Below are 16,878 nucleotides of genomic sequence, written 5' to 3'. Positions count from 1 at the left end.
GACGGCTGTGATTGACCTGCCGCGCCGGGCTCTCACGTGGCTCACGGAACCGCATGGCGTGGAGGAAGCCTCCACATGATATGGGCTTTGCGCTGTCGAACCCTCACGAAGCTAGTTTTCCTCGATGTCGTCTTGGAGCGGGATTGCCGCCTGCAGGAGCCCCAGCAGGCTGGCTCGCAACTTCGGCGAGGCTCTCCTGTAGCGGGTCAGCAATCTCGCCTCCAACCGATTGTCGACTGTCTGATCTACTGCCTCACCTTGCGAAGGTGCGCCAGCGGCGACATCATCGAAAAAGAATTCCATTGGAACATCGAAGATCGTCGCTGCCTTGCTCAGGGTCGCGGCACTAAGGCGATTCATGGCACGTTCATATTTTTGAACCTGCTGGAAGGAGACGTTGAGCTTGACGGCAAGTTCCTGCTGCGACCAGCCGGCTTGAAGGCGCAGGCTGCGAAGCCGTGCTCCAATCACTTGGTCAACGTCCGTTGTCTGGCGCTTGCCGCTGCCAAGGTCAGTCGTCTCCATACCATTCATCCCGTTTCGCTAACGTTTGCATATGTCACGTTAAAGTCGCGATGCAAAGCCTATGGCATCACCTGAGCACACAGAGTGCGTATTGGCTGGCATTTGAGAGTGCGTTGTTGACGGGACGGCAATGGAAACTCGGGGGTTACGTCCGGAGCGGGGACGAACCCCGCCCCAACGTGTCACGAGACTTCAACACTGGTGGCAAAGCAGCGGGGAAGGTGGTCCTGACGCGCCGGTGCAAATATCTTCTGCCAAACGCATTGCTGCGCGCAGCTGCCAATGGCTGCGTGACGCGAGTTTGCCAGGAAAAACACCATGTCTTGCGCATGTATTTCGACCTCTTCGGCTTCGATCACGAACCTTCAGAGCCCTGAGATCTCCAACAGGATCTGCTCGTTCTCGTGTGAGTACGTTGTGCCATCAAAGGCTGCGTCGGGCGCAGTCTCTATCCTTGCAGTTGAGATCATGCCGGCGTAGATTCCGCGCCGCGGTTAACTCTCCGTAGTCCGGCGACGGCCAGCAGACTTTTTCCAATCGATGACATTAACGCCCTCACACGCTGGAGATCATACCGCCGTCGACGCGGATGACTGAGCCCGTAAGATAGGCCGCTCTAGTGCTTGCAATGAATGCGACAACATCGGCATATTCCTGCGGGTCACCGTAGCGTCCGACCGGGATCGAAGCAGTGCTCGCCGCCGAGACCTCCTCGACCGATCTGCCCTCGCGTTTGGCCCTCTGCTCATCAAGAAAGGTAATGCGCTGTGTCGCAACGCGGCCGGGAAGCACGACATTGGCGGTGACGCCATCGCGGCCGACTTCACTTGCGAGGGTCTTCGACCAGCCGAGCAATGACATGCGCAAGGCGTTGGACAGGCCGAGGTTCGGTATCGGCGCAACGACCCCTGACGACGTCGAGGTAATGATCCGGCCCCATTTCTTTTCTCTCATCTTTGGCAGCACGGCATCGCTGGTGGCGATAACCGACAGGACCATGCTGTCGAAATACTTGCGCCAGTTCTCCGCGCTCTGACCTGAGACGAGCGTCGGCGGCGGCCCACCAGTGATGTTGACCAAAACATCGACCGAACCGAATTGCTGCTCGATGACGGCAAGGTTCGGCGCGATCACCTCGAGATCGGCGAGATCCCACTGAACCGCCATCGCAGACCCGCCAGCAGCCTGGATGGTCGCAACCACCTGTTCTGCCGCGTCCTTGTTGATGTCGGCGGCCGCTACCTGCGCGCCTTCAGAGGCAAGTGTGTGCGCGATGGCACTGCCAAGCCCCCCGCCGGCTCCCAGTACGAGGGCGGTCTTGCCTTTCAATCCCAGATCCATGGCGGTTTCCTTCCGTTAGTTGGTAAACTTGTCAGGTTTCGGCTCACCCAGCCATCCAGCCACCATCGACCATCAGGTTGACGCCGGTGATAAAGCTCGCCATGTCGCTCGCGAGGAAAAGCGCGGCACCCGCGACATCGCGCGGTTCGCCGAGGCGAGGCCAGGGTGTGCGGCGGCGTGAGTAGTCGAGGGCTTCGGGTTCGTTTGCCACCCCAGGCTTGCCGGTGATGATCTTTCCCGGAGCGATGGCATTGCACAGGATCATATCGGCCGCGTGATCGACGGCGATCTGCCGGGTCATCTGCACGATGGCTCCCTTGCTGACCCCATAGGGGAAGTCACCGGGGCTCGCCACCATCCCGTGCTGTGAGGAGATGTTGATGATCCGGCCTCGCGCCTCGCCTTTGACGTCCTGCGTCAGGAACTGCATGGCGGCACGCTTGCAGCAGTAGAAGAAGCCAGTGACGTTGACCGACATTACCCGGGCCCATTGGTCGACAGATGTCTCGAGGAGGGTCGTCGACGTATATATCGCGGCATTGTTGACGATGATGTCGAGCCGGCCGAATTCTTGCACGGTCTCTCCAACAAGCGCATCGACGTCATCCCATGTGGATATGTCGGTTCTGAAAAAGCGGCCGGTCCCACCCGCCGCCACGATCTCGGCAACAGTTGGGTCGCCGCCCTCGATCGGCGTTTCGGAGACGTCAGCGACCACGACCGTCGCTCCCTCACTGGCATAGCGTAGAGCAATTGCGCGCCCGAGGCCTGAACTGGCACCCGTGACGATCGCGATTTTCCCAGACAGTAAAGACATAGCCCGATCCTTAGTAAGCATTGCGGACGATCTGACCGCGGCAGGGCGCGATCAGCACACCGTCGTTGACGATCCTTTCGCCGCGCAGAAAAACATCCGTCAACCTTCCGCAGACCTGCCGCCCGTGAAAGGGCGTATAGGCGGCCTGTGAGACCTGGTCGGCGTCGGCGATACGCGACACGCCGTCCATATCGACGATCAGTATGTCGGCATCGCATCCGACTGCGATCGCGCCTTTCGAACGCCCTAGCCCGAAGCGATGCGCAGGGCTGTAGGCGCACATCCTGACCAGGTCGGGCAGCGTGATCAGTTGCTCCGCCACGAGCTGCAGCATGATCGGGAGCAACGTCTGCAGGCCGGGCATCCCCCCCGGGATGTCGGCAAACGACGAATATCGCGCGGACTTTTCGGCCGGGCTATGTGGTGCATGATCCGTTGCCATGACAGTGATCAGGCCGTCTGCAACCGCTTGGCGCAGGGCCCTGACATCGTCATTGCCGCGAAACGGAGGCGATCCTTTCAGCCTGGCACCTGCTGCTGCGTAGTCATGAGATGTGAAGAAGAGGTTTTGCGGCGTCGTTTCGACCGAGACGTCGGCCATGTCCATGAGACGTCGCCACGTATCGACCCCAAGTTTCGAGTTGACCTGACGCACATGAACGCGCGCACCAGTCTCCGCAGCCGCCAGAACCGCCCGCGCGATGCCACCGGCTTCGGCGAGCGGCGGCCGGCTTTTAAGGAATGCCGAGATGTCGCCATCACGATCACGCAGGCCACTACCCTCAAGAATCGTCTGATCGCCCGGCGAGATGCCGATTGTGATTTCGGAACCAGAAAGCCGCCGCAGCACCTGCGTGACTGCATCAAGATCATCGAAACGGTAGTCGCAAGCGACATCCGCCGTGAAGAGCTCCAGCGAAACCGGAGAGAGGGCGAGCAAACCATCGAGGTCTTCACAGCTCTTCGAAATGACGGTCTGGAATCCAACATCGACATTCAGTCGACCGCTGGCCAACGTCATCTTGTCGGAGAGTTGTTGCGCGGTCGCCGTCCAGGGATCGTCGGTCGGCATATCAAGGATTGTGGTCACTCCGCCGAGAGCCGCGGCATGGGTGCCAGTTTCGAAGTTTTCCTTGTGCGTCAGCCCGGGATCACGCAAATGTGCGTGTGCGTCGATCAGTCCTGGCAAAAGCGTCATGCCGCTGGCATCGAAAAAATCCCGTGCGCGTGCGATCTCGCCAGGAGCAAGCATGGCAGCAATCCGCCCGTCGCGAATGCCGATATCCGCACGCGACGTACCACTTGCGTTAACGACGGTGCCGCCGCTGATCACGGTATCGAACACGACTGCCTCCGTTCCCCTACCAAAGGCCTGCCAGCCGTGGTTCTTCATGCGTCACCACTTCGATGAGGGCGGCTTGGCCGGCGCGAACGCGATCGAGGCCTCTCAACAGCGCCGCACGAAGCTCATCCGGTTCGCTCACACATTCCCCGTAACCTCCAAGGGCTTCGGCAATCGGCGCATAGCTGCCGGTGATCCGGTTTGCCCCGTATTTTTCGGTGGCGATCGGCATGCTCTTGGCATAGCCGCCGAGGACGTTGTTGCGCATGACGATCGTCAGGACCGGTAGATTGCAGCGCACCGCCGTTTCGAAATCGATGCCGACCATGCCAAAGGCGGATTCTCCCATCAGGTTGACGACCGTCGCCTCGGGACGGGCAAGCTTCGCCCCCATCGCAAATCCGAGGCCGCTGCCAAGCTGCGTGGTCTTGCCCCAGCCGATATAGCTCCCCGGCGTCGTCGCAACATAGAAAGGGCAGAACTGATCGCGCGGATTGCCGGCATCATGCGTGACGATCGAAGTATCAGGATCAATCGCCTGCATGATCTCAAAGACGACGCGATAGGGCGATATCGGCCGCTCGTTCGACGTCAAAAGTGGCATCCATTTTGCCATGAACGCCGCGCGCACGGCAGCGATTTCCGGCGCGGGATCGGTACGGCCTTCGCGCTTCTCCGAGCCATTCTTGACGCATGCGATCATCTGCTTGAGCACGGCGGCGGCGTCGCCGACCACGCCCTGCGCGATCGCATAGTCCTTGCCGAGATCCGCATCGTCGAGCGTAACATGAAGGATGGTCTTATCCTCCGGGACGGGAAGGATGTAATAGGACCGGGTCAGGCTGCTACCGAGCGCCAGAATGAGATCGGCCTTGGCGAGAAAATGATCGACGGTCGCGGGACGTGCGCGGCCCGCCGTTCCGAGCGCCAGCGGATGGTTTTCTGGAAAGCCGCTCTTGCCGTTCGGCGTCGTCATAACCGGAATGTTCAGCAGTTCCGCGAACTCGACGAGATCTTCCGTGGCAGAGGCGGAAAGGACACCCTGGCCGGCGAGGATAACCGGATATTCTGCGGCCAGCACCGCGCCCACCAGTGCAGCAACTTCTGCGGTGTCGGCCTGCGGCAGGCTTCGGTGCGGCCGGCGATGATCAACTGGCCGGGCCTCCAGGCTCTCGGCGAGGAGATCGACCGGCAATTCGAGAAGCACAGGCGCCTGCGGCCCGTTTCTGACGCGCGATATTGCCGTGTGCATCAGCTTCGGCAGATCCCGGACCTGGGTTGCAGCTTCACACCATTTGGTGATGTTCCGGAAATTCCGGCGGGACTCGAAGTTCGGCGCCACGGCTTCAGCGCCGCGCGGATAGCCCGTCGGTAGGAAAAGCATCGGCACTCGGTCGTTGAAGGCCTGCGCAATGCCGGCAAAGGCGCTTTCTGCTCCCGGCCCGTATTGCACGGTGACGACAGCAAGCTCTTTGCCCGCCGTCGTACGCGCATAGCCCTCGGCGATATTGACGGCCACGCGCTGCGTGCGCGCGATGACCGGTGGAATATCGAGCGCCGCAGACGCGTCGAATAGCTCGCTCGCCGGAAAGCCAATGATCTGCTTGACGCCTTCCTCCTTCAGGACCCCGGCGATATACTCGGCGCCGCTCATCCGCCCTGCTTCCGGCAGCAGATGATCGTCGGGCATCGCATACACACTATCAGCCATGATGATCGATCCAGTAGCGGGCAATATCGGCTCGGCGCATGAATGCGGCGCCTGGTGTCTTCTTGACGTGCTCGATGACATCGCGAAGGCCGGAGGCGCGGTTCGGCTGGCCCATCCAGCGGGCGTGTACACCGATCGTCAGCATGCGTCCGCCGGTCTCGTCCGCTTCGCCGATCATATAGTCGATCGCCGAGCGGCAATCCTCGGCGAAGTCGCGCGGGTTGCTGTAGCCTGGAGCGATCAAGTAGCGGCTGTCGTTCAAGGTCTTTGAGTAGGGAACGACGAGAAGCCGCGTGCCCTCATGGTCGAGGAAATAGGGAAGATCGTCATTGCAGGGATCGGAATAATAGAGGAAGCCCCCTTCCCGGACGATCAGATCGCGAGTGTTGACACTCGGAAAGGAACGGCAATTCCAGCCCAGTGGCCGCGCTCCCGTAAGCTTTTCGTATAGCGCGACGGCCTGGTGCAGTTGCTGCTCCTCCTCTTCGCGCGGCATGGCGGAATATTCGCTCCAACGAAGTCCGTGTCCAAGCAGGTCATGGCCACGCGCATTCATCCACTCGACGACTGCGGGGTTCTTCTGCAGTGCGACGGCGCAGGCTGAAACCGTCACCGGTATGTCGTAGCGATCGAACAGGCGTGCCAGACGCCAGACCCCGGCGCGGCTGCCATACTCAAAATGCGTTTCGGTGCCAAGGTCGCGCAAGGGCGGGCTGTTGGGAATATTATATTCACCCCAATTGTCGTTTCGCCCATCCTCCAGCCAGGAATATTCCGCACCCTCCTCGTAGTTGAGGACGAGGTTGATCGCCAGCTTCACCTCACCCGGCCATGTGACAACCGGTGGCCTCGGTCCATAGCCGACGAAATCGCGCGATTGATCATTGACGATAGCGCTCATCACTTCCCCTCACTCCGCATTTCATTTTCGACGATCCAGTCCATGTAGCCGTGGAACGACTGCCGGGCGCCCCGCGGGCGCCAGCCTGTGTCCATCGCAATACGAGCGATGTCATAGGCTCCCCACATGCCGTCTTTCAGCGACACATCCTGAATGACGTTGGCTGTTTCGACCGAGCTCAGCTCGACCTCTAAGCCAGGAATACGCTCTCTCGCCCAGCCGATGATGTCACCGATGGTCGAGGTTTCGCCGCTGCCGATATTGTAGTGCCGATAACGCAGGCGCTCCGCAGAAAGCAGGGCGATGATCGCATCCGCGACATCGGTCGAGGTGACATAGTCGCCGACGGGTTCGAGACTGTTTGGACGGATCGTTTCGCCCGACAGCGCCATATGGGCGACCCGGTTCGGGACATGCCGGAAATTACGGCTGCCGGTGACACGGTCCATCGGCCCGTAGACCGAAGCAAGACGCACGGACGCCGCCGACAGACCGAAGAGGTCGGCGTAGCGGTTGACCACCATCTCGGCGGCATATTTCGAGATGCCGTAAAGTGTCAGCGGCGCCACGTAGCCATCTTCGGGAAGCGGCTCACCCGTCCAGTCGGGCCCATGATGGCGATAGACGGAACCGGAGCTGACGAAGACCACGCGTTCGACATCAGGACGCTGTCTGACCCATTCGAGAATGCGGACAGTGCCCATGAAGTTGACGTCGACGATCCTGGCCGGATCCTCGGCTTCGGGTTGTCGCTTGGCTTCAGCAGCACTGCCGCGCGAGATCGGCGTGACAGTTGCACCATGCACCACGTAGCGGATATCGTGGCTGTCGAGTGTTGCCTGCCATTCGCGGGGATCGCAGATATCGGCCGTTATGACGGTAAGGCGGTCGCGAACGGGAGCGAAGTAGCGCGCCGCCAAGTCATCAAGACCGGCACGGTCGAGGATGACGGCGCGGGCCTTGGGGTCGCGCTCAAGCCAGGTCCGCGCAAGCACGCTCATCACGAAGCCGGTTCCGCCGGTAATCAACAGGGTCATTTTAAAATCCGTCCTGGTGTTTCATCAGCGTGTCGCATAGCCACCATCGACCAGCAGATCTGTTCCGGTCACGAATGACGCGTCAGGCGAAAGGAGGAAGGCAGCGGCCGCAGCGATCTCGTCTGGCTCGGCGATACGGCCAAGCAGATGCGCCGGCCCGAGCCCAACATTTGCAGCGTCGAGATCCGGCCAGCGTTGCAGGAGCCGCTCTGTTGCGACAGCGCCGGGCGACAGGCTGTTGACGCGGATACCATCTGCCGCGTGATCGACGGCCATGGCCTTTGCAAGATGCACAAGCCCGGCCTTGGCTGCGCAATAGGCGGCGGCCTTTCCCGTCGCGACATGGGCAAACTGCGACGCGATGAACACGATCGAGCCGCCGTCGCCGCCGATCATAGCGGGAAGCGCAAACTTGCTGGAAAGGAATGCGCCGGTGAGGATCACATCGATCTCCAGGCGCCATTGCTGTTCCTCAAGATCAACGACAGTGCCGTCAAGCGAAGGGGCGGCGGCGTTATGCACCAGACCGTCGAGACGCCCGAAATGTTTCACGCCCGCATTGACCACGCGCTCGACGGAGGCACTATCGGTAACATCGCACTGGAAGCCAATCGCTCTTGTGCCCAACGACCGGGCTATCGCGGTAACGGCATCCACCGAGCGATCGACGCAGATAGTAGCAGCGCCCTCGTCGATCAAGCGGCGCGCGATCGCTTCACCGATGCCACTGGCGGCACCCGTCAACAGGATTACCTTGCCGTCAAGGCGGGAGATGGTCTTCATGACGCCAGCACCTTGGAGAGACCCTGTTGCGGCGGGAACGGCCGCTGCCGAGCGATGAACTGGCCACGGCCCGGCTCGGCCAGGACCTTTCCGTCGTCCCAGACGATGTCGCCGCGCGAGATGGTCATGATCGGCCAGCCGGTGACGACCTGTCCTTCATAGGGCGTGTAATCCGTTGCATGGTGAAGCAGGGAATTGGTGATCGTGACGCGCCGCTGCGGATCCCAGATCGCCAGGTCGGCGTCGGCGCCGACGGCAATCCGCCCTTTGCGGGGATGCAGTCCGAAGAGCCGGGCCGGCGCTGCAGCCGTCAGGTCGGCAAATTTCTGCAGCGAGATCAGCCCACCGTTTACAGCTGCTGAAAACAGCAGCGGCAGCCGCGTTTCGATACCGGGAATGCCGTTGGGAATGCGGTGGAACGGCGTCCCCGGACCGCCGGCGATCTTGTCTGCGTAGTGCCATGGCGAATGATCCGAGGTGAAGACCTCGAGCGTGCCGTCGAGAATACCGGCCCAGATCGCCGGCTGGTTGGACTTGTCGCGCGGCGGTGGTGTGCAGACACATTTGGAGCCCGAAAGATCGTGCGTGTCGATGTCCTCGGCCGAGAGGAACAGATATTGCGGGCAGGTCTCGGCGTAAATCGGAAGGCCCCGCGCCTTTGCCCGGCGTATCTCTTCGACCGCCCCGCCGGCCGCAACGTGACTGACCAGGATCGGGGTTTCGATCAATTCCGATAGGCTGATGGCCCGGAAGGTTGCTTCACGATCGCCGATCGCCGAATGCGCCTTCTCGTGATAGCGAAGCTCAGTTTTGCGGGCGGCGATGAACTTCTCGGTAAGCCACCGGATACACGCATCGTTTTCGGCATGCACCATCACCATGGCGCCTTGGGCACGCGCGAGGTCGAGCACATTCAGAACCTCGTAATCATCGAGCTTTAGGCCCTCATAGGTGAGGTAGATCTTCATTGACGTGCAGCCCTCGGCGATCAGGCCGGGAATTTCGTCCCTCAGCACCGCAGCCGAGGGGTCGCCGACGATCAGATGGAAGCCGTAGTCGATACGGGCCTTCGGGCGGGCGCGCTCGTGATAGTCCTCGACGATATCGCGCAGCGACTGGCCGCGCATCTGCATCGCGAAGGGCACGATGGTCGTCGTGCCGCCACACAGTGCCGACAAGGTGCCGGTGTTGAAGTCGTCGGCCGTCGCCTTGCCCTCCCATGGCTGCTGATCCATGTGGCAATGGCTGTCAACACCACCCGGCAGGACGATACGGCCGTTCGCGGCCACCTCGTCTTGCCCTTCAGGCAGATCCGGTTCCAAGGCGACGATGACGCCGTCGCAAATGCCGATATCGATCTTGAGCGTGGTATCCGGCAGCACGACGTCGCCACCGCGGATTACCATGTCATAAGGCTTGGCGGAGGTCATTGCTGTTCTCCCGAGACGAGAAATGGCTTGTTGGCGGGTGATGCGCGGCGCAGCAGATTGACGCAGGCAGCGGCTGCGACCAGCAGGGCACCGGTGCCGAGAAGGAGGAACAATGCATGCGGCGCATAGTGCTCCATCAGTCCAGCCGCGACGCCGGGGGTCATGATGTTGCCTATTGAATAGAGAAACAGCAGCCCACCGGACGCCGACACCATCTGGTGGCTGTCGAGCTGCGAATTCGCAAATGCGATCGCAACGGGATAGATCGTCAGGGCAATGGCGCCATAGGCAAAGAACAGACCGTAGAGCAGCCCATCCGGGCGCATTCCGGGCCACGCAATTACCGCACAGAATGCCATTGCCGCCAGGCCCTGCAGCAAAAGCAGGATGCGCCGGTCCATGCGATCGGAAAGCCAGCCTGCTGGCGCCTGAGCCAGCATGCCACCGAGACTGAAGGCGGTTGCGAGCGATACGGCCATTGTTGCGCTGAGGCCGACCCGCTCCGCATAGATCGGCGTCATCGTATAGACGTTCATGTTGGTCATGCCGGCCTGGAAGACGCCGACGACGGTGACGGGCGCGAGCAGTGCAAGCTTGATAATGCCGAAGCGATGGCGAGAAGGCGTGATCTCCCTGGCGGCCGGCGGCAACAGATTTATTGGCGGCCAGGAACCTGCGACGAGGCGCGCATAAAGAAGACCTGCAGCAATGACAACGAACACAATGTGAAACAGATAGGGAGATACAGGGCCGGCAACTTCGACAAGCAATTGCGCGAACAAGGTCGCAAGCGACGTCATCAGCATGTAGAGCGAAAAGTAGGCTCCGCGGTTCTTCTCGTCCGCGTAGAGATTGATCCAGCTCTCGGAGACGACGAATAGCGCGGCTATGGCAAAGCCATTCAGCAGACGAAGGCCGAACCAGACGGGCGAAGATGCCGTCAACATGTAGCCGACGGCAGCGAAGGCCGCGAGCAGAGCCACCGCCAGAAAGGTACGTTCGTGTCCGAACCTGGCAACCAGGAAGCGTGACGACAGGCAACCTGCCAAAAAGCCTATCGGGAATGCCGTCAGCAGGAACTGCACGACATCTGGGGCAATTGCGGGATCGCTGAGCCGCAGCGAAACGACCGTCGTCAACAGTGAATTTCCGGTCGCGACGATACAGATGCTCGCCAGCACGTGAACGATGGCGCGAAGCCTCGCTGCTCTTTTGTGCGCACCGATCGGCAGGTCCGTTCCGGTCATTGTTCAGTCCTACGCTCGGCCGCGAGCACGGAGGGGCGTGCGGCGAGTTCAGCCTCATCGATGTGGCAGAGGATCTCGTGTGTCGCCGACATTTTCCGCAGTGGCGGCGGGACGGTGTCACAGACGTTGCCAAGCTTGCGATGGCAGCGTGTCGAGAAGCGGCAGCCTGCCGGTACATTGACCGGGCTTGGCGTCTCGCCGGAGAGCCGAACACGCTCGCGCGGAGCTTCGTCGGGATGCGGACTGCGGATCGCCGACAGCAGCGCCTCGGTATAGGGATGCGCGCCCTCGCCGAACACCTCTTCGACAGTGCCCTGCTCCATGATCTTGCCGAGATACATGACGACGACCATGTCGGCGACGTGGCGAACAAGGGCAAGGTCATGGCTGATGAACAGCATGGTGGCGTGCTTTTCGCGCTGAATGTCGAGAAGAAGCGTCACGACGGCTGCCTGCACCGAGACGTCGAGCGCCGAGACCGGTTCGTCCGCAACGATCAGCGAAGGTTCGGCTGCGAAGGCTCGGGCGATCGCAATGCGCTGCTTCTGGCCGCCCGAGAGCTGGTTCGGCTTTCGATCGGCGACAGCCGGGGACAGCCGGACCATTTCAAGCAGCTCACGAACGCGCTGCTCGATCTCGGCCTTACCCTTGCGAATGCCGAATTTTTTGATCGAGCGGCGGATCGAGAAGGCTGCCGAGTGCGATGGATTGAGCGTGCTGTCGGGGTTCTGAAAGATCATCTGGACCTGCTGCAGCAGCGAGCGTGGCCGCTCGCGCGCCTGCAGCTCGGCAATGTTTTCGCCGGCCATCCGGATTTCGCCCGATGTCGCCTTGTCGAGGCCCGTGACGATGCGCGCAAGCGTGGACTTTCCGCAGCCGGATTCGCCGACAAGGGCAACGATCTCGGCCGTTGCGGCTTCGAACGTCACCGCTTCGTTTGCCTTCACCGTCTTCTGGTAGCCCACCGGATAGAGACGGTTCACATCGACAAGCGAAATTGCGGTCGATCTGGCGACGGTACCCGCGTTGACGGCAACGGTCGCCACCTCCGCCGCCGGGATTTCCTGCCAGCGGACGCAGCGTACGAGATGATCGTCTGCCACTTGTTCCAATGCCAGGCCGGGGCGATCGCACAGGCCCGGTGCAAAGCTCGAACAGCGTGGCCCGAACAGACAGCCTTGCGGCCTTTCCTGCGGCAGCGGGATCGAACCCGGAATGGCGGCAAGCGTGCGGCTGCGCTTGTCGCCGGAGACATCGGGAATGCAATCGATGAGGCCGCGGGTGTAGGGGTGTTTGGGCCTGCGGAAAACCTCGCCCGTGAGCCCCTCCTCGACCATTTCCCCGGAATACATGATGCCGAGGCGATCGCAGCTTTCCGCGATCAGGCCGAGATTATGCGAGATGAACAGGAGGCTTGTCGAATATCTCTGGCGCAGTTCGGCGATGAGATCGATGACGGCAGCCTCGACCGTCACGTCGAGGCCGGTCGTCGGCTCGTCGAGCAGAAGAAGCGACGGCTTGGCGAGCAGCGCCATGGCGATGACGACACGCTGCTGCTGGCCTCCTGACAGCTGATGCGGATATCGCCGCAACATGTCTCCCGGATCCGGCAACCGGACGTCGGCGAGCATTGCCTCCGCCATCGCCATCGCGTCTTTCTTGCTGACACCCATATGCAGAAGCGGCACCTCGGCAAGCTGCGCGCCGATCGTCTTGACTGGATTGAGCGCGCTCATCGGGTCCTGGTAGACCATGGCGATCTGCCGTCCGCGGATGGAGCGCAATTCCTTGGCGGTCGCGTCGACCAGCTCCTTACCGTTGAAGCGGATGCTACCGCCGGCAACCACACCGGTATTGCCGAGATAGCTCATGATCGCCATCGCCGTCGTGCTCTTGCCGCAGCCGGACTCTCCGACGAGGCCGTAGCTTTCTCCCGGCATGACCTTGAAGGAAAGGTCAGGGATCGCGACCACCGTCTCGCTCTTACCGCGAAACTCGATGCGGAGGTTGGCAATATCGAGGACGGGCTCGTGATCCGTCGATGGCGTGATGGACATGGCCGCTCCTTGAAGCCTGGACGCGATGATGTTCATGGTTTCCACGCCTCCCGCATGCCATCGGCAAGTAGGTTGAAGCCGAGCACGAGGCTGACGAGCGCAAAGGACGGGATCAGCGACATATGCGGCCAGACGTTCAGAACCGTGACGCTTTCCTTGACCATGCCGCCCCAATCAGGGTTCGGTGGTGGCAGGCCGAGGCCGAGAAAGCCGAGAATACCGATGGTGATGATCGTGTAGCCGATGCGCAGACAGGCATCGACGATCAAAAGCCTGCGGCAGTTCGGTAGCAGCTCGACGATCATGATGTAGAGCGTGCTTTCGGCTCGCAGCTTAGCGGCGGCGATATATTCCTGTTCTTTCAGTCCAAGCACGAGGCCGCGCGTGATGCGGCCGATCCCGGGTGCCGACGCGATCGTCGTCGCGATGACGATATTCAGCACCGACGGGCCGATATTGGCGATCAGGATCACGTAGATGACAAGAACCGGAAAGGCCAGGATGATATCGGAGAAGCGGCTGATCAACACGTCGATCCAGCCACCATAGTAGCCGGCGATCATCCCCATCGTGATGCCGACGAGCATCGCAACCGCCACCGACAACGGGGCGACGGATAGGACGGTTCGCGCACCAAAGATCAGGCGGGCCAGAACGTCCCGTCCAAGAACATCCGTTCCCAGCCAGTGAGCGGCTGAGGGATAAGGATTCGCCATCGCCATCACGTCTGAATCGGTCGGCGACGGCAGCGGCAGGATCGGCGCCAGAAGTGCGGCGAGGACCCAGAAGAGAACCAGGCAAAGGCCAACCACCGCGGTACGCGAGTGGAAAATCCGCATCCAGGTGGGGCGCGCTGTCCGCTTGGGCGCTGCAGCGGGAACTGCCACGATATTGTCTTGAACAGCCATGATTACCTCACCCGGATACGTGGATCGAGCAGCATGTAGCCGAGGTCGCCGAGCAGCTGCGTGACGACGGCAATGGCAACGGTGATGAGTGTGGCCGCCTCGAGCGTTGCGATATCGCCGAAGAGGCTGGCGTCGAGGATCAGCCGTCCGAAACCCGGATAGGCGAAGACGAGTTCGGTGACGACGACGCCGCTGATCAGGAAGTTGATCTGCAGCAGCAGAACGGTGAACGGCGCGATCATCGCATTGCGCAGTGCGTGGCCGAGAACCATGCGGCGCGTGCTCATCCCTTTCAAAATCGCGGTGCGGATATAGGGGCGCTCCATCACGCCGATCATCGAGACGCGGATCATGCGGGCGACGTAGCCGAAGTCGTAGATCACGAGCACAGCGACCGGCAGGACGAATTGGTAGGGTACCGCCCAGCCGCCATCGCTATTGAGCGGACTGGTGCCTGGAAGAACCGGCCAGAGGATCACGAAAAGCGTCACCAGGAACACCCCGGAGGCGAACTCCGGAATCGACGTGAAGGTGATGCAGATGACAGAGAGGGTACGGTCGAGGGCCCCGCCTTCCTTCAGTCCAGACAGGATACCGAATATGATCGACAGTGGCACGATCAGCAGGAATGCGAGTCCGGCAAGGATAGCGGTATTGCCGAGACGGTCCCAGATGACATCGTTGACCGGTACCTTGTTCAGCGTCGAGTAGCCGAAATTGCCGAAATACTGCGCACCGCGCACATCCTTGAAGTTGAGGCCGGTCGATGGGTCCTGGAGAGGGTCGGCAATGGCGCCGACGAGGACGCCGAGCCATCGGCCGTATCGGATTAGCAACGGATCATTGGCCTTCAGCTTTTGCGAGAGCAGATCGACCTGCTGTTGGGTTGCGAAGGGACCGAGCGACTTGCGCGCCACACTGCCTGGAGTGAACTCGCATACGGCAAAGACAAGGAACGAAGCACAAAGCATCGTTATCACCATCATTACCAGACGCTTGAAAAGAAAATTCACCATATCGGAAAACCCGATTATTGCTCCCAGCACCCGCCTGCCCGAAGGCGGACGGGTGCTGGGGGGAGGTTAAGCCGAGATGGCGTATTGATGCGCGAAGATGTATTGCGAAGGATGGAGCTCGAAACCCTTGACCTTCTTGTCCATCACCGTCGAGAAGACGCGCCAGAACGGTTGGACGATCGGGCCATCGTCCTGCATGATCGCTTCAATCTTCGCCATCACCTTGCTGCGCTCCTTCGGATCGAGGATCCCCTCGGCTTCGGTCAGCAGCTTGTCGAAATCGGCGTTCTTGTAGTTCGATTCGTTCCAGGCGGCATTCGAACGGTAGGCGAGCGAGAGCGTCATGATCGCCAAGGGGCGGTGACCCCAGGCGGTCAGACTGAACGGGGATGTGGTCCAAACTTCCCAGTACTGGGCGCTCGGAAGCGCCTTGATGTTGACCTTCACGCCAATCTCGGCGAACTGTTGAGCAAGAACTTGCGCTGTGTTGAGCTCCCAGATCGGATCAGGGCGCGTCGTCATGTCGAATTCGAATCCGTCGGGATAGCCGGCGTCTGCTAGGAGCTTCTTCGCCTTCTCAACGTCCCTGGGATATTTGGGCAGGGCCGCATATTCCGGATGGGAGGGAGCTACATGATGGTCTTCCGCGGGTACGCCGGCGCCGAGCAGCGCGGTTTGGATAACCTTGTCGCGGTCGATCGCATACCGCATCGCCTGACGTACGCGCTTGTCCTTGAATTGCTCGACATCGGGATGCATGCGGGCGACGACCGTCTGGGTGGTTTCGACCTGATAGACGGCGACATGCGGAAAGTTCTTCATGGCATTGATTTGGACGGCATCGGCTTCTGAAAGGCCATCCACCTGCTTGGAAGCCATGGCGGCGATACCGGCACCCGGATTATCGCCGAGATCGACATATTCGAATGTATCGAGATAGGGCCCGGTGCCCCAGTAGTCGGTGCGAGCCTTGTACTTGGCCCCCTTGCCGACGACGTATTCAGTGATGGCGAAGGGACCTGTACCGTTGGCATCCGCCCCAAAGGCACCGTTTTCTTCCGGATCGATGATGAACATCGGATAGTGGTAAAGGTGCTCGGGTACAGCGATCTGCGGCGAGGAGCAGTTGAGGCGAACGGTATGATCGTCGACCTTCTCGATGGCGTTGTCGGCCCACAGCTTGCTCGACTTCTTCGGATTGCCCTTCTCGTCCTTTTCGCCGGTCTCGTATTCCTGGACGAGATAGCCGGTGAAGAGACCGAGCATCGACGAACCGATCGCCGGATCGCAGACGCGCTTCAGGTTCCAGACGACATCGTCTGCGGTCAGCGGGCGGCCCTTGCGCCACTTCACATCCTTGCGAAGATGCAGCGTCCAGGTTTTCAGATCATCGCTTACTTCCCATTTTTCGAGGAGATACGGATGCGTGATGTTGTTGCGGTCGGTCAGGGTAAGATATTCGCAAACCTGGCGGATGACGTTGGATTTCTCGGCGAAATCGGCCAGATGCGGATCCTTGATTTCCATGCAGCGCATGCCGATGCGAAGATTTCCGCCCTTCGGCAGATCCTCGGCGCGGGCAGTATCGCCCGGCATCGCGACGCCGGCAAGCGAATAGGCGGCTGCGGCCGAGACGCCGAGCAGGGTCGCCTTGCGCAGGAATTCGCGCCGTCCGATCGTGCCGCTCGACATCTGTTCGACCAAGGTCGGGATAAAGGAATGCTGATTCTTGTCCACTGCAGTGGTCTCCTGTTGGCGCCTAG

At 60.9% G+C, this 16,878-nt stretch carries 14 protein-coding genes; all 14 read right to left on the bottom strand.

The annotated features are described in order from the left end of the window. Window positions 1-111: 111 nt before the first annotated feature. The 14 genes from ABIE40_RS29655 to ABIE40_RS29590 all read right to left on the bottom strand — a co-directional run bounded on the left by ABIE40_RS29655 (window position 112) and on the right by ABIE40_RS29590 (window position 16,852). Complete coding sequence (locus tag ABIE40_RS29655; RefSeq protein ID WP_162708694.1) at window positions 112-525, bottom strand: helix-turn-helix domain-containing protein; 414 nt, start codon at window positions 523-525, stop codon at window positions 112-114. A gap of 555 nt (window positions 526-1,080) precedes the next feature. Continuing rightward, on the bottom strand, window positions 1,081-1,866 hold the full coding sequence (locus ABIE40_RS29650) for an SDR family oxidoreductase (protein ID WP_112716958.1): 786 nt from the start codon (window positions 1,864-1,866) through the stop codon (window positions 1,081-1,083). 43 nt (window positions 1,867-1,909) lie between these two features. Further along, window positions 1,910-2,683 carry an SDR family NAD(P)-dependent oxidoreductase gene (locus tag ABIE40_RS29645; RefSeq protein ID WP_112716960.1) on the bottom strand — a complete coding sequence of 258 codons (774 nt, stop codon included), beginning with the start codon at window positions 2,681-2,683 and terminating at the stop codon, window positions 1,910-1,912. Between the two features lie 10 nt (window positions 2,684-2,693). Further along, the gene (locus tag ABIE40_RS29640; protein WP_199628396.1) at window positions 2,694-4,028 is read right to left on the bottom strand and encodes a dihydroorotase; all 1,335 of its coding nucleotides are present in this window, start codon (window positions 4,026-4,028) and stop codon (window positions 2,694-2,696) included. Between the two features lie 16 nt (window positions 4,029-4,044). After that, complete coding sequence (locus ABIE40_RS29635; RefSeq protein WP_199628397.1) at window positions 4,045-5,736, bottom strand: thiamine pyrophosphate-requiring protein; 1,692 nt, start codon at window positions 5,734-5,736, stop codon at window positions 4,045-4,047. Further along, a complete protein-coding gene (locus ABIE40_RS29630) occupies window positions 5,729-6,637 on the bottom strand; it encodes an allantoinase PuuE (protein ID WP_112716966.1) in 909 nt (302 codons plus the stop codon). Before ABIE40_RS29630 ends, ABIE40_RS29635 begins: the two co-directional genes overlap by 8 nt. Further along, the gene (locus tag ABIE40_RS29625) at window positions 6,637-7,674 is read right to left on the bottom strand and encodes an NAD-dependent epimerase/dehydratase family protein (RefSeq protein WP_199628398.1); all 1,038 of its coding nucleotides are present in this window, start codon (window positions 7,672-7,674) and stop codon (window positions 6,637-6,639) included. The genes ABIE40_RS29630 and ABIE40_RS29625 overlap by 1 nt, the downstream gene beginning before the upstream one ends. A 24-nt stretch (window positions 7,675-7,698) precedes the next feature. Further along, window positions 7,699-8,457, bottom strand: a complete 759-nt coding sequence (locus tag ABIE40_RS29620; RefSeq protein ID WP_199628399.1) for an SDR family NAD(P)-dependent oxidoreductase — start codon at window positions 8,455-8,457, stop codon at window positions 7,699-7,701. Then, entirely contained in the window at window positions 8,454-9,887 is a 1,434-nt protein-coding gene (gene hydA / locus ABIE40_RS29615; protein WP_112716972.1) for a dihydropyrimidinase, read from the bottom strand. The genes ABIE40_RS29620 and hydA overlap by 4 nt, the downstream gene beginning before the upstream one ends. Further along, window positions 9,884-11,134 (bottom strand): MFS transporter, encoded by a 1,251-nt coding sequence (locus ABIE40_RS29610; RefSeq protein WP_199628400.1) that lies wholly within the window; start codon window positions 11,132-11,134, stop codon window positions 9,884-9,886. Before ABIE40_RS29610 ends, hydA begins: the two co-directional genes overlap by 4 nt. Further along, on the bottom strand, window positions 11,131-13,227 hold the full coding sequence (locus ABIE40_RS29605; RefSeq protein ID WP_199628401.1) for an ABC transporter ATP-binding protein: 2,097 nt from the start codon (window positions 13,225-13,227) through the stop codon (window positions 11,131-11,133). Before ABIE40_RS29605 ends, ABIE40_RS29610 begins: the two co-directional genes overlap by 4 nt. Continuing rightward, a complete protein-coding gene (locus tag ABIE40_RS29600; RefSeq protein WP_199628402.1) occupies window positions 13,224-14,099 on the bottom strand; it encodes an ABC transporter permease in 876 nt (291 codons plus the stop codon). The genes ABIE40_RS29605 and ABIE40_RS29600 overlap by 4 nt, the downstream gene beginning before the upstream one ends. Window positions 14,100-14,101: 2 nt before the next feature. Then, the gene (locus ABIE40_RS29595) at window positions 14,102-15,115 is read right to left on the bottom strand and encodes an ABC transporter permease (RefSeq protein WP_199628403.1); all 1,014 of its coding nucleotides are present in this window, start codon (window positions 15,113-15,115) and stop codon (window positions 14,102-14,104) included. A 66-nt stretch (window positions 15,116-15,181) separates the two neighbouring features. Next, on the bottom strand, window positions 15,182-16,852 hold the full coding sequence (locus ABIE40_RS29590; protein ID WP_112716982.1) for an ABC transporter substrate-binding protein: 1,671 nt from the start codon (window positions 16,850-16,852) through the stop codon (window positions 15,182-15,184). Window positions 16,853-16,878: the final 26 nt, after the last annotated feature.

The sequence above is a fragment of the Rhizobium sp. OAE497 genome (assembly GCF_040546565.1).
Taxonomy (GTDB): Bacteria; Pseudomonadota; Alphaproteobacteria; order Rhizobiales; family Rhizobiaceae; genus Rhizobium.
The sequence above is the reverse complement of the archived record's forward strand: the minus strand, read 5'-3'. Positions and strand labels throughout refer to the sequence as shown.